The 13254-nt window shown below is 74.1% G+C and carries 14 protein-coding genes; 12 read left to right on the top strand and 2 right to left on the bottom strand.

Features of this window, described 5'->3' with window-relative positions; translation table 11 throughout:
• The first annotated feature begins 4 nt into the window (after positions 1-4).
• Positions 5-733, top strand: a complete 729-nt coding sequence (locus tag IEZ04_RS21400; RefSeq protein ID WP_229821164.1) for a helix-turn-helix domain-containing protein — start codon at positions 5-7, stop codon at positions 731-733.
• Between the two features lie 7 nt (positions 734-740).
• Here IEZ04_RS21400 and IEZ04_RS34975 read toward each other — a convergent pair whose 3' ends face one another.
• Together IEZ04_RS34975 and IEZ04_RS34970 are read right to left on the bottom strand one after the other, a co-directional pair.
• Entirely contained in the window at positions 741-1682 is a 942-nt protein-coding gene (locus IEZ04_RS34975; RefSeq protein WP_229821163.1) for a class I SAM-dependent methyltransferase, read from the bottom strand.
• 68 nt (positions 1683-1750) lie between these two features.
• Positions 1751-3034 carry an aspartate aminotransferase family protein gene (locus tag IEZ04_RS34970; RefSeq protein WP_229821162.1) on the bottom strand — a complete coding sequence of 428 codons (1284 nt, stop codon included), beginning with the start codon at positions 3032-3034 and terminating at the stop codon, positions 1751-1753.
• Between the two features lie 239 nt (positions 3035-3273).
• Between IEZ04_RS34970 and IEZ04_RS21390 the strand changes: the two genes are divergently transcribed.
• The 11 genes from IEZ04_RS21390 (at position 3274) to IEZ04_RS21340 (ending at position 13254) form a co-directional block, all read left to right on the top strand.
• Positions 3274-4314, top strand: coding sequence for a hypothetical protein (locus tag IEZ04_RS21390; protein WP_189218546.1), 1041 nt, complete (start codon positions 3274-3276; stop codon positions 4312-4314).
• Entirely contained in the window at positions 4311-4871 is a 561-nt protein-coding gene (locus IEZ04_RS21385; protein ID WP_229821161.1) for a hypothetical protein, read from the top strand. Before IEZ04_RS21390 ends, IEZ04_RS21385 begins: the two co-directional genes overlap by 4 nt.
• Positions 4861-5874, top strand: coding sequence for an ABC transporter ATP-binding protein (locus tag IEZ04_RS21380; protein WP_189218544.1), 1014 nt, complete (start codon positions 4861-4863; stop codon positions 5872-5874). The genes IEZ04_RS21385 and IEZ04_RS21380 overlap by 11 nt, the downstream gene beginning before the upstream one ends.
• Complete coding sequence (locus IEZ04_RS21375; RefSeq protein WP_189218543.1) at positions 5867-6652, top strand: ABC transporter permease; 786 nt, start codon at positions 5867-5869, stop codon at positions 6650-6652. Before IEZ04_RS21380 ends, IEZ04_RS21375 begins: the two co-directional genes overlap by 8 nt.
• A gap of 43 nt (positions 6653-6695) precedes the next feature.
• Complete coding sequence (locus IEZ04_RS21370) at positions 6696-7349, top strand: HAD family hydrolase (RefSeq protein ID WP_189218542.1); 654 nt, start codon at positions 6696-6698, stop codon at positions 7347-7349.
• A 189-nt stretch (positions 7350-7538) separates the two neighbouring features.
• The gene (locus tag IEZ04_RS21365; RefSeq protein ID WP_189218541.1) at positions 7539-8714 is read left to right on the top strand and encodes an acyl-CoA dehydrogenase family protein; all 1176 of its coding nucleotides are present in this window, start codon (positions 7539-7541) and stop codon (positions 8712-8714) included.
• Between the two features lie 67 nt (positions 8715-8781).
• A complete protein-coding gene (locus IEZ04_RS21360) occupies positions 8782-9228 on the top strand; it encodes a type II toxin-antitoxin system RatA family toxin (RefSeq protein WP_189218540.1) in 447 nt (148 codons plus the stop codon).
• Positions 9225-10241, top strand: a complete 1017-nt coding sequence (locus IEZ04_RS21355) for an NAD-dependent epimerase/dehydratase family protein (protein WP_189218539.1) — start codon at positions 9225-9227, stop codon at positions 10239-10241. Before IEZ04_RS21360 ends, IEZ04_RS21355 begins: the two co-directional genes overlap by 4 nt.
• Before the next feature lie 39 nt (positions 10242-10280).
• On the top strand, positions 10281-11471 hold the full coding sequence (locus IEZ04_RS21350; RefSeq protein ID WP_229821160.1) for a methionine adenosyltransferase: 1191 nt from the start codon (positions 10281-10283) through the stop codon (positions 11469-11471).
• On the top strand, positions 11468-12469 hold the full coding sequence (locus tag IEZ04_RS21345) for a hypothetical protein (protein WP_189218537.1): 1002 nt from the start codon (positions 11468-11470) through the stop codon (positions 12467-12469). The genes IEZ04_RS21350 and IEZ04_RS21345 overlap by 4 nt, the downstream gene beginning before the upstream one ends.
• Complete coding sequence (locus tag IEZ04_RS21340) at positions 12466-13254, top strand: SDR family NAD(P)-dependent oxidoreductase (protein WP_189218536.1); 789 nt, start codon at positions 12466-12468, stop codon at positions 13252-13254. Before IEZ04_RS21345 ends, IEZ04_RS21340 begins: the two co-directional genes overlap by 4 nt.

Raw genomic sequence — 13254 nt, 5'->3', positions numbered from 1 at the left:
TCTCTTGTCCGTCGATCACAGCTCCCGCTCCATGCTCGCGCGCGGTCTCGGTGTCCTCCGCGCCTTCCGGCCCGGCGAGCCGGAACTCCCGCTCTCCGAGATCGCCCGCCGGGCCGACATGCCCAAGGCGACGGCCCACCGCATCATCACCGAACTGGTCAAGGAGGGCATGCTGGAGCGCGGCGAGAAGGGACTCAGGCTCGGCATGGGCCTGTTCATGCTGGGGGCCCGGGTACCTCGCCAGCTCATGCTCCGCACCGTCGCCTTCCCGCACGCCGAACAGCTGCACCGCCTCACCCACGGCAGCGCGTTCGTCTTCCTCGCCGACCCCACCGGGACGGACGCCGCCCTCGTGGACGCCGTGCGGCGCGCCCACGGACCCGGCCGCGGGCTGGGCATGGAGGAGACCCGGGTCGCCGACCGGGCCGCCACCAGGGTCTTCCGCGCCTTCGGCGCCGAGGAGGACACCACGGCCCACCGCGACGTGCGGGTCCGGGAGGCCGAGCCGGCCCGTGTGCGGCAGCAGGGCTTCGCGGTCGTCCGCGGCGTGACCGGCGTGGTCGGGGTCGCCGCCCCGGTGCCGACGGCGGCCGGCGCGGCCGCCGGGGCCCTGGCCGTCGCGGGGCCGCAGGCCGGGCTCGACGTGGGCCTGGCCGCCGCGCACCTCAAGGCCGCGTGCGCCGCCGTCTCCCGCGCCCTGCGGCGCAACCCCGAACCGGTACCGGCTTTCTGACAGCACGTCAGTCGCCGTCGGCCCTCCTGGCGACGAACAGCGAGGGCAGCAGCCTGCCCGCGAGGTACTCCTCCCGGGCCGCGGTCAGGGTGTCCCGGATCAGGTCCGCCGACGTACCGCCGTAGATGTTCGCGACGCTCCCGCGGAAGATGCGCACCACCTTCAGCCGGTCGGCGAGCAGTGCCACGGCCCAGTCGGTCAGGTCCTCCCGCCGCACGTCCGCGAAGCCGGCCCGGGTCAGCTGGTCCGTCCGGGCGGCCAGCGGCGTGGTGAAGAAGACGCCGCGCGGATGCACCGCGCGGAACGCCTCCGAGGGCTCCGCGCCGTCCGGCGTGAGGCTCACCTCCTCGGTGAGCACCAGCAGGCCGTCCGGCCGCAGCAGCCGCGCCGCCTCGCGCAGCACGGCGCCCGGGTCGGGGAAGTGCGGCATCGAGCCCGTGACCAGCACCAGGTCGAGCGAGGCGGCGGGGAGGGGCACCGCGGTGGCGGAGGCGCACAGCTCCGTCATCGTGGTGCGGCCCTGCGCGCGGCTGATCCGGGCGCTGACCGCGCAGTGCTCGGCGACGAGATCCACGCCGTAGGAGCGCCGCACCTCGACGCCCGCGGCGGCGAGCCTGTCCACGGTGTAGCGCAGCGCGCCGCCGAAGCCGCTGCCCAGCTCGCACAGGTCCACCGCACGGCCGGAGCCGAGGCGGGCGACGACGGCGCGGACCACCGCGTCGCAGCCCTGCGGGCCGAAGTGGCCCATCTGGTCCAGGCCCAGGAGCCCGTCGGGCCCCTCCTCGCCGGTGAACTCCACGATGGCCCGCTCGGTGTTCTCCCAGTCGTGCAGCGCCGGGAACAGGTCGCGGTGGTAGCGGTACTGGACGCCGGTCTGGTCGGGCGTCCCGTGCGTCTCCCGCGTCCTGTGTGTCTCGCTTCCGGCCGGGGCGCCGGGCTCCGCGCTCATCTCGTACTCCTCGCGTTCGCGTTGCTGCTGGGGCCCGGCCCGGACGATCGCGGAGCCGGGCCGGAGGGTCAGGGCCGGGCCGCGGCGGCCGGTGTGCGGAACTCGTCGGGCACCGCCGCGCAGACGGCGTCCAGGAGGGCCAGCGCCTCCTCGGCGTCCTCGTCCGTGGCGACCAGCGGCGGCAGCAGCCGCAGCACCTCGGGGCGGCCCAGACAGGGGGAGACCACCAGGCCCCGGCGGCCGAGCTCCATCAGTACCTCGCCCGCCGCGGCCCGCGTCGCGAACTCCACGCCCCACAGCAGCCCTCGGCCGCGCACCGTGGTGACCAGGCCGGAGTGGCGGTCCGCCAGCCGGGTCAGGCCGGCGCCGAAGAGCTCCGCCAGGCGTTCGCCGCGCGGGGCGAGCTCCTCCACCGCCCGCAGCGCCGCCACACCGGCGGCGGCACCGAGCGGGTGCCCGGAGAAGGTGGTCGTGTGCACGAACGGGTCCGCGGCCAGCGGCGCGTACAGCTCCGGTGTCGCCACCATGGCGGACACCGGCTGCACCCCGCCGCCCAGCGCCTTGCCGAGCAGTACGGCGTCCGGCTCGATCCCGAGGCCGGTGCTGACCAGCCGGGGGCCGCAGCGGCGCAGTCCGGTCTGGATCTCGTCGGCGATCACGAACGCACCGTGCGCGCGGGCCGCGCCGGCCAGTGCCCGCAGGAACGCGGGGTCCAGGGGCCGTACGCCGCCCTCGCCCTGCACGGGCTCGACCAGGACGGCGGCCACCTCCTCGCCCTCGAAGGCGCCCGGTACCGCCGAGACGTCCGCGGGGATGTGGGTCACCCCGCCGAGGAGCGGCTCCAGGAACTCGCGGTAGCGGGCGTTCCAGGTCGCGGCCAGCGCGCCCATGGACTTGCCGTGGTAGGCGCCCTCGACGGCGATCACCCGGTGGCGGCCGGTGGCCCGGCGGGCCAGCTTCAGGGCCGCCTCCACCGCGTCGCTGCCGTTCAGCCCCAGCCACACCTTGGTCAGGCGGCCCGGGTCGGCCCAGCCGGCCAGTGCCCCGGCGAGCGCGGCGGTGGCCCGGTTGCCGAGGACCCGGCTGGACACCGGCATCGCGTCCAGCTCGTCGCGCACCGCCGCCACCACGGCCGGGTGGCGCTGGCCCAGCAGGGTCACCGCGTAACTGCCGAAGTCGAGCGCGGTGCGGCCGTCGGACAGGTGCACCCGCGCGCCCTCGCCCCGCGTCTCCACGGCGCCGGAGCCGTTCATGCCGTAGACGAGGGCCAGCTGCGGCGAGAGGTGCCGGCGGATCGCGGTGAGCGTCCGGCGGGCTGTCCCGTCCGGTCCGTCGCCGGTGTTCGCGGTCATGTGTCGGGGCCGTCCTCTTCCGTGGTCCGGCGGTCGCGGACCGCACGACGCGGTGCCCTCGGCGGGAGTGCCGCCGGCCGGCGGGGCGGACGGTCCGCAGCTGTCGGGACACGGTTCTAGTCTCCCGCGCACGCCGCCGGGAAGCGGTGTTCCGGCTGCCGGAACGCGCGTTGAACCGGAACGGCGTGCTTGACAGGGTGACCAGCGTCGCCGTCCGTATCCGAAAGGTGCACCGACGCATGGAGACCACTTCCCCGGGCGCTGTGGCGTTCCCCGAACCGGACGTCCTGGACCGGCGCCTCGCCGCCTTCCTCGACCTGCGCGGGCTGAGCAAGGACGCCGTGCTCAAGGAGGCCGACCAGGGCATGGGGACGCCGGCCCTCGCGGTGGCCGCCGGGTCGGTGCTCGCGGGCTTCGGCAACGTGCGCAGCGACCTCGACCTCCTGGTGCTCGTCGAGAACGAGAACCTCAAGCGCTTCCCCATCCAGTCCCACGAGCACGGCACACTGATCGACGTCGGCATCCGCCGGGCGAGCACCGTCCGGGACAGCACCGCCGCGCTGACCGCGAAACCGTGGCCGCGCTTCGAGAGCGTCACCGAGGACGCCTGGAACCACCGGCGCCGCACCCTCAGCACCGCATCCCGGCTCGCCCTCGGACTGCCCCTCGCGGTCGTCGAGCCCTGGGACGAGTGGCATGCGGGGCTGCGCGGACCGTGGCTCCAGGACGTCCTGCGCGAGTGGTGGGTCGTGGAGGCCCACCGGCTCGCACAGGCCGCCCGCTGGCTGCTCGGCGCCAAGCCGCTGACGGCCGCGATCCGGGCCCGCGAGGCGGTCGTCGCCGCCCTGAACGCCCGCGCGGCCGAGGGCGGTCAGCTGTACTTCGCCGCCAAGTGGGCGGGCGAGAAGCTCAAGGTGCTCGGCGACCACGAGAACCTGCGGCTGCTCCGCACCGTCCTCACGCCCGCCGATCCCCGCGAGCGGGTGCCGTTCTGCCTCGACGCCGTCGAACGGCTCGTCGGCCCCGCCGCGCCGCTGCACACCGTGCTGCGCTGGGCCACCGGCGCCGGGACCATGGAGCTGGACGACCGCACGGTCGTGGACCGCTGGCAGCTGCGGGCCCTGGAGGTACGGCGGCTCGGCCTGCCGCCCGCCGGCGGCGACGGCGTCGTCTGGTCGGGGCCGGCCGGCACCCCGCCCCCCGAGGATCTGCTTCCGCTCTTCGTGCACAACATGGTGTGGCTCGGTGTCGCCCACCCGGCTCCGGAGGTTCCCGCGTGACGCATTCCCCCACGACCGTGACCGGCCGGACGGCCACCGGTCCCGCCGACGACCCCGCCGACCTGCGTCGGCTGCTCACCTTCCGCGGCCACGGCGCCGCCCGCCTCCTGCTGGGCTGCCGGGCCCGCCTGGAGGACGTCGAGGGCGCCGTCGCCGGCGGACAGAGCGAGGTCGCCGTCCTCATGGCGTACGACCTGCTCCAGCTGTCGCTGTCGATCCGCGGGCTGCGCACCGGCGGCGAGCTGATGTACGGCCACGACGAGGCCGCCTTCGACCCGTTCGCCGGGCTGCCCGCCGAGGAGGCCGAGGCCGCGAACGCGCTCGCCGCCGAGGGCCTGGACGCGGCCGGCGAACGCGGCGAGAAGTGGCTCCAGCGGCTGCGCGACCACCTCGCGGAGACCGAGGCACAGCTCGGGTACACCGAACCGCTGCCCGACGTCCGGTCCGGCAGCGGCATGATGAAGGGCTTCAGACTCGCCCGTACCTGGCAGCCGTTGCTGGACCGCGTGGGCCTTCCCCCGCTGCTGCCGGACGCCTGGACGCGCCGTGCCGACTGAACCACGGCCGGTCCGCGACCCGGACCGGCCACCGGCCCTCTCCGTACGCGGGGCCGGCAAGAGCTACGGCGGTACGATCGCGCTCGACCACGTCGACCTGGAGATCGCCCAGGGCACGATCGTGGGCCTGCTGGGCCACAACGGCGCGGGCAAGACCACGCTGATGTCCCTGGTCGCGGGCCTGCTGCGGCCGGACGCCGGGGAGATCGAGGTGCTGGGCCACTCCGTGACGCGGCATCCGCGCCGGGCCCGCCGCGAACTCGGCCTGGCACCGCAGGAACTGGGTGTCTACCCACCGCTGACGGTACGTCAGAACCTGCGGTTCTTCGCCGAGCTGGCCGGTCTGCGCGGCAAGGAGGCCCGGCGGCGCACCGAGGAGGTCGCCGAGCCCCTCGCGCTCACCGGACTGATGGACCGCCCCGCATCCCGGCTCTCCGGCGGCCAGCAGCGCCGCGTGCACACCGCGATGGCGCTGATCCACCGGCCGAGGCTGGTCCTCCTCGACGAGCCCACCGCGGGTGTCGACGTGGAGACCCGGGCCCGCCTCGTCGCCCACGTACGGGAGCTGGCCGCGCAGGGCACCGCCGTCTGCTACTCCACGCACTACCTCCCCGAGATCGAGGACCTCGGCGCGGACGTGGCCGTTCTGCACCGGGGGCGCGTCATCGCCCGCGGCTCCGTCGACGAACTGGTCCGGCGGCACGGCGACAGCGCCGTGGAACTGGTCTTCTCCGGCGAGCCCCCCGCACTCGACCTGCCCTGGCCGGTGACCCGGCAGGGCGACACGCTCCTCGTCCGGGTGGCACAGCCCCACCTGGTCACGGCCCAAGTGCTGGCCGCCCTGGGTGACGCCGCCGCCCGGCTGTCCACCCTGCGCGTCGTCCGGCCCAGCCTGGACAGCGTCTTCCTGAGGCTCACCGGGGGGCAGCACGGCGACAAGGGGGAGGACAGCGCAAGCACGGACGGGATCACGGACAGGACCGAGGCGGGACAGCATGCGTGACGGGGCACTGGTACGGATCACCGCCCTCGTCCGGCAGGACGTCCGGCTGCTGCTGCGCGACCCCGCGCCCCTGGTGGTCCGCACGGTCATGCCGCTGCTCATCATGGGCTTCATGCAGCCGCTGTTCCGCGCCGCCCTGCGGGCCGGCGGCGAGGCCACCGACGCCAACGGCGCCGAACAGGGCGTCCCCGGCATGGCGGTGATGTTCCTCTTCTTCCTGGTGAACGTCGTCGGCTTCGCCATGTTCCGCGAGCACGGCTGGAACACCTGGGACCGGCTGCGCGCGAGCACCGCCCGCCCGGTCGAGCTGCTGGCCGCGCGCATCGTCGTGCCGCTGGCCGCCGCGGTGCTCCAGCTCGCCGTCATCTTCGGGGCCGGGGGAGCACTGTTCGACCTGCGGGTGACGGGTTCCCCCCTCGCCCTGGTGGTGGTGGCGCTGCCGCTGGCGCTCTGCGTGGTCATGGTGGGCATGGCGCTGGTCGCGCTGTGCCGTACGATCTCCCAGCTCAGCGTCATCGCCAACATCCTGGCCCTGGTCTTCGCGGGACTCGGCGGCGCGCTGACCCCCCAGTCGGCGATGCCGGACTGGGCGGGACCCCTCGCCCCCGCCGTACCCAGCTACTGGGCGATGCGCGGCTTCAACGAGGTCATCCTCCGTGGCGGCGGGGTCGCGGACGTCCTGCTCCCGGCGGGTGTCCTCTGCCTCTTCGCGGCCGGCCTCACCGTCGTCACCCTCGTCTTCTTCCGGGCCGACCACCGCAAACTCTCCTGGTCCTGAGCGGTACGCCGCCGGATCCCGGACGCCATCAGAGAGGACACCCATGTCCGCGCTCGTCGTCTTCGACTGTTTCGACACCCTGGTCACCTCCCGGCCGCTGCCGGGTCCCGAGCAGTTCACCGTGGTCCTCGCCGACGCACTCGAGCTGGACACCAGGTCCGCGGGCGCGGTCGTGCACACCGTGTACGGCACCTTGTTCGAGGTCATGACCGACCCCGGCGCCCCGCAGCCCGCGACCCTGGACCTGATGGAGGGCGCGCTGCGCGCCCGGGGCGCCGTCCGGGAGCGGACGGCGGTGGAGGGGGCCCTGTGGCGGGCCCTCGGCTGCGCCGACCCCGACCAGTACGTCCTGTGCGCGCCGGTCGCGGAGGCCGCGCGCCGGGCCCACGCGGCGGGCCACACGCTCCGGCTGCTGTCCAACTGCTACCTGCCCGGCAACCTGATGTGGGACCTGCTGCGCCGGACCGGGGCGCCCGAGGTCTTCGACCGGGGACTGTTCACCGCCGACGGCGGCCCGAAGAAGCCCGACGTCCGCGCGTTCCAGCGGATCGGGGAGGGCGACTTCGAGCGCCGGGTGATGGTCGGCGACTCGGCCGAACTCGACCTCGTACCCGCCGCGGCCCTCGGCTGGGACACCGTCCGCGTGACGCCGGGCGCCCCCGTGCCGGACGCCTTCTTCACCCTGCTCGACCTGTGACGACGGGCGGGGCGAGCCTCGTGCCGGACCGGTGACGACCGGCACGGCCGCACCCGCGCGATCTCGCGTTCCGCACAAAGAAACACCCGCTGAACAAGGCCGTCCGCGCTGCCTAGAGTCGATCCGTCACGTCGCGCCGGGCACGCGGACCACCGGGCCGGCCGGTCCGTGACGGGCGAAGGGAGAAGCATGGGCACGGCTGCCGAGGACACGGCAGGACACCCCGACGACGACGGCGGCGTGCCGCCGCACCGGGCTCTGCTGGACGCCGGCTGGAGCACGGCGTGGACGCCGCCCCGGCCCCGCGAGGGAGCCACCGGCACCGAACGCATCAGGGACCTCGCCGCCGGCGGATACGCCGCGCTGCCGATCCCCGAGGACCTCGGCGGCGCCGGCGCGGACCTGGCCGGGACGGCCGCCGCGCAGCGCGCGCTCGGCAGGGTCGACCCCTCCGCCGCGGTCGCCCTGAACATGCACGCCTTCACGGTGGGCCTGATGGTCGACTACTTCAAGCGGCACCGCGACACCACCTGGATGCTGCTGGAGGGCATCGCACGCTCCGGCGCCCTGGTGGCGTCCGCGTTCGCGGAGCCCGGCGGCAGCCCCAACTTCATGACCAGCCGCTCCGAGGCCGTGCAGACCGGGAAGGGCTACCGCGTCAGCGGCGTCAAGTACCCCTGCTCGCTGGCCACCACGGCCACCCTGGTCTGCCTGACGGCCCGCGTCACCGGCACCGACGAGACCATCCTCGCCCTGATCCCGAGCAGTTCGCCCGGTCTGGACGCCGAGGGGGAGTGGCCCTCGCTCGGCATGCGGGAGTCCGACACCGCCCGGCTGGTCCTGCGGGACGTCGAGGTCGACGACCGGCTCGTCTTCCACCGCGGCCCCGCCGACGTCATCGACGAGAACGTCACCTCCGGCATGGCCTGGTTCTCGGTGCTGCTGACCGCCACGTACCACGGTGTCCTCAGCGGCCTGCTGGACACGGCCTACCACGGTGTCACCGTCTCGCGGCGCTTCGGCCCGCGCACCGCCCTGCTCGGCCGCGCCACCCGCGAACTGCTCACCCTCGGCAGCGCCTGCCGCCAGCTCGCCGCGGACATCGACAGCGGCGCCCTCGGCGGAGAGGCGGCCATGGCCGCCGCGGTGGGCCTGCGCGCCACCCTCAGCGACACCCGCGACCGGGTGGTGTCCCTCCTCACCCCGGTCGTCGGCAGCCGCCTGTACGGGCGCGGACAGGAGGCGGCCGGGCTCGCGCTCGACTCGCTCGCCGCCCACCACCACCCGCCGTCCCTCCTGGTCTGCGACGAGGTCGTCGGCAGCTTCGGCACGGGGCGCGAGATCACCTTCGACCCGGCCGACTGAGCCCCGCCCCTGCCGCCGGGCGCCACCGGAACCCGCCCGCGGGCACCACACAAGGAGACACACCACCATGCCGCATGTCGAGGTCAACCTGCCGATCAAGGCCCCGGCGGCCGAGGCCTGGACGGCCGTCACCCGCCTCGAGGACTACGCCGCCTACATGGAGAACGTCGAGTCGGTCACCGTGATCGGCGAGACCGACACCGGGGCCCGCACCAGTGAGTGGTCCGTCCTGCTCAAGGGCTCGGTCCTGGAGTGGATCGAGGCCGACACCCTCGACCACGACAACAGGGTCATGTCCTTCGACCAGGTCTCCGGGGACCTCGACGTCTTCAACGGGTACTGGCGGGTCGAGGACACCGGCGACGGCACCTCGGTCGTCACCTTCGTCGTCGACTTCGAGATCGGCATCCCGCTCCTCGCCGACATGCTCAACCCCGTCGCCACCAAGGCCCTGCGGGAGAACGCCGAGCACATGCTGCACGCCATCGAGCGGCGGATCACGGCGGTCTCGTGACCGCGCCCGCGAGGATCCTGGTCACCGGCGCCACGGGAGCCGTCGGCAGCGCGGTCATGCGTGCGCTGCGGGCGGCCGGCCACACGCCGCACGGCGTCAGCCGCCGCGGCGGCGAGGGCACCGGCCACTCCGCCTGGCACATCGGCGCGGAGGACCCGCCGCCGGAGCTGCGCGGCCCCTGGGACGCCGTCGTCCACTGCGCCGCCGACACCCGCTGGAACCTCCCCGACGAGGAGGCCGAGGGCGCCAACGTGGTCCCGCTGCGCGCGGTGCTCGCCCTGGCCGGCCCCGGCACGCACTTCGTCCACCTCTCCTCGTCCTTCGTCACGGGCCTGGAGGGCGACATCACCTCGCCCTCGCGCGACGCCTACCGCAACTCCTACGAGTGGTCCAAGGCGCACGCCGAGCGCATCGTCCACGCCGAACGGGACGGCGCCGACATCGTGCGCTTCCCGATCGTCATGGGCGCCCGGGCGGACGGCGCGCTCGACCGCTACAGCGGCTTCTTCTGGCTGCCCGCCGCCATGTGCAACGGCGCCGTGCCCGCGCTCGTCGCGGAGGAGAAGGGCCTGCTGGACATGGTCAGCACCGACGACGTCGCCGGGCACGTGGCCCGGCTGCTCGCCTCGGGACCGCCGGACGGGCACCGGCTGTCCGTGCTCGGCCGGGGCGACGGCGCCCAGCGGGTCGGCGACGCCTTCGACACCGTCCTCGAGGCCCTGAACGACTGGCGCGCCGAGCACGACGTGACCCCGCTGGACCGGCTGCCCTACGTGACCCCCCAGCAGTGGAACCGCTTCTACCTGCCGTTCGCCGAGGAGTACCTGGACCGGGCGCAGCTGCTGAAGGTGACCGCCTTCCGCGCCTACCAGGGCTACCTGTCGGTGACCGACCCCTTCGACATCACCGTCCAGGTCCCGGACACGCGGGACGTGCTGTACCGGTCGATCCGGCGCTGGGCCGAGACCCACGAGGCCTCCGCCCGCCGGGTGCCGCGCCCCTGGCGCGCCTGACCCGCTCCCCTCCATCAGGTCAATCAGGAAGAGATGGCCATGCTGTCGATCGAACGAGACTCCCGCACCGTCGAGGACCTCCCCTACGAGCTGGTCGAGCGCAAGGGTGTGGGCCACCCCGACACCATGTGCGACGCCATGGCGGAGCGCATGTCCCGCTACTACTCCCAGCACTGCCTGAAGGAGTTCGGCGGCGTCGCCCACCACTGGTTCGACAAGGTCACGCTGTACGGCGGCGGCGCCGACGTCGACTTCGGGCGGGGCGAGATCACCTCCCCGTACCGCGTCAAGGTGTTCGGCAAGGGCGCCTACCGCGTCGGCTCCACCGAGATACCGGTGCACGACATCATGTTCCGCGCCGCCGCCGACGTCCTCTCCGAGGTCACCACCGGCTTCGATCCCGAGCGTCACCTGGTGATCGAGCTCGGCATCGTGGACCACCAGGGCTCGGGCCGCGGCGTCTCCCGCTACCAGCCGGCCTCCGCCGCCGACCTGGTGCCGCTGCGCGCCCCCGGACTCGTCTCCAACGACACCAACCTGCTGCACGGCTACGCCCCGCTGTCGCGGCTGGAGACAGTGGTGCTCGGCCTGGAGAACCTCGTCAACGGCGCCGACTTCAAGAAGCGCCACGCCGACACCGGCTGGGACGTCAAGGTCTTCGGCAGCCGCCGCCACAACACGTTCAGCCTCGTCGTCAACATGCCGTTCCTCGCGGCCCACATCGAGACGATGGACCAGTACTGGGCCCGCAAGTCCGTCATCCAGCAGGAGCTGGAGGCGTACGTGGCCTCGCTCGGCATCCAGGACGTCCAGATGCTGATGAACGCCACCGACCGCAACGGCCGCCCGTACCTCACCGCGATCGGCTCCGTCGCCGACACCGGTGACGTCGGTGTCGTCGGCCGCGGCAACCGTGTCAACGGCCTCATCACCCCGATGCGCCCGATGAGCATCGAGGCGCCCGCAGGCAAGAACCCGCTCGACCACACCGGCAAGATCTACAACGTGATGGCCATGCGGCTGGCCCGGGAGGTCCACGAGCAGTTCGGCGGCCCCTCCCAGGTGCACATCTTCACCTCGAAGGAAGCCCCGCTGGAGGCCCCGGACGAGGTCGTCGTCACCTCCCCGGACGCGGACGAGACCGCGCTGAAGGAGCTGGTGGACAAGACGGTCGCGAGCTCCGGCGACCTGACGGCGGAACTGATCGAGACGGGCATCACCCTGTGGTGACACCCGAAGAGGTACGTGCCCTGCCGGCCGCGGCGCTGGACACCCGGCGCCGCGCCGACAGCGGCCGGCCCCCGGCACCGGCGCCCGAGGGCGGCAGTCACGTGGCCGTCGTCGTCAAGCCCGAGGTCATGACGGCCCCGCACGCCGCCGGCATGCTGGCGGCGGCGGTCGGGGCCCTCGGCCGCCAGGGGGTGTCCGTCCTGCGCTGCGCGGTGGTCCCGGCCGCGGACTTCGCCGCCCGCGGCGACCTGCTGCTGCACTACCCCCGCCTGCACCGGGTGGCCGCCGACGGCGTCGCCGCGCTGACCTCCGGTGCCCGCGGCGCACTCGACGCGCTGCGGGACCGCACGGGCGTCCGCGACGTCCTCCCGGCCTACGTGGCGATGGCCCACGGCGACCTGTCGCCGCGCGCGCTGGAGGACCGCTGCCGGGAGGCGGGCATCCACAAGCTCGGCTCCGGCTCGTACGCCTCCGTCACCGAGGTGGGCGGCCGGCCGGCGGTGGTCCTCAACGGCTTCCTCCCGGCGCTGGACCAGGGCTACCGCACCCCGGACGCCCTGGTCGGCCTCCTGGAGTGCCACAGCGGACGCCCCGTGGCGGAGCTGCGCGACGAGGTCCTCGGCGAACTGCACCCGTTCCGCGCCGCACCCGGTTCCCTGCGCGGCACCCTGGGGGCCCTCGCCCGCGAGCACGGCACCGTCCTCTCCGAGGGGCGCAACGCCGTGCACCTGTCCGCGGGACACCTGGAGGGCATGTTCCAGAACTGGCGGTACTTCGCGGCCAAGGACGGCGACGGCCTGGACCGTACGCCCCTGGGGCGCACCCTGGCCCGGGCGGGCGTGGACCTGGAGGCGGCGGCCGCGCTCGCCACCGACCCCGGCGTCACCGACGGCACCGGGCGGACGCTGTCACCGCACGGAGCCACCGAGAACCTGGACCGCGAAGAGGTCGTCCGCCTCGTCGCGGAGTGGACCACGAAGAGGGAGTTGGCAGGATGAGGGGCCGGGAACGTGGACTCGCCGGACGCACCGCGATGGTGACCGGCGGCGCACAGGGCATCGGGGCCGCGGTCGTCGAGCGCCTGTGCTCCGAGGGCTGCCGGGTCCTGGTCTACGACAGGAGCGAGGAGCACGGCCGGGCCGCGGTCGCGAAGTGGACCGCCGAGGGGTACCGGGTCCGGCTCGCGGTGGGCGACGTCATGGACACCGCGGCCGTCAGGGCCGCCCTCGCGGACCTCCCCGAGGACTGGGACCGGCCGACCCTGCTGGTCAACCTGGCCGCCGGGTTCGTCTTCAAGGGCCTGGAGGCGACCGCCGAGGACTGGCGCGGCGCGCTCGACCCGACGATCGTCGGACTCTCGCTCGTCACCCGCGAGTTCGTGGCGGGCCTGCCGGAGCGCGACGCCGACGCGGCCGTCGTCAACATGGCCTCGATCTCGGCGCACATCTCGCAGAGCGGCTACCTGACGTACAACACGGGGAAGGCCGCCGTGCTCGGCTTCACCCGGTGCACGGCCGAGGAACTGGCCCCGCGCGGCATCCGCGTCAACTCGGTCAGCCCGGGCACCGTCTGGAACGCCAACAACGAGCGCTTCCACCGCGAAGCCCTGGGCCTCACCCGCGCGACGGCCGAGGCGGCACCCGAACACGGCGGCAAGTTCCTGCTGAAGCGGTTCGCCGACCCCGAGGAGATCGCGGCGCCGATCGCGTTCCTGCTCTCCGGCGAGGCGAGCTTCATCACCGGCACCGACCTGCCCGTCGACGGCGGATACCTGGCGGTGTGA

The organism is Streptomyces ruber (assembly GCF_014648075.1).
GTDB lineage: Bacteria > Actinomycetota > Actinomycetes > Streptomycetales > Streptomycetaceae > Streptomyces > Streptomyces ruber.
The sequence above is the reverse complement of the archived record's forward strand: the minus strand, read 5'-3'. Positions and strand labels throughout refer to the sequence as shown.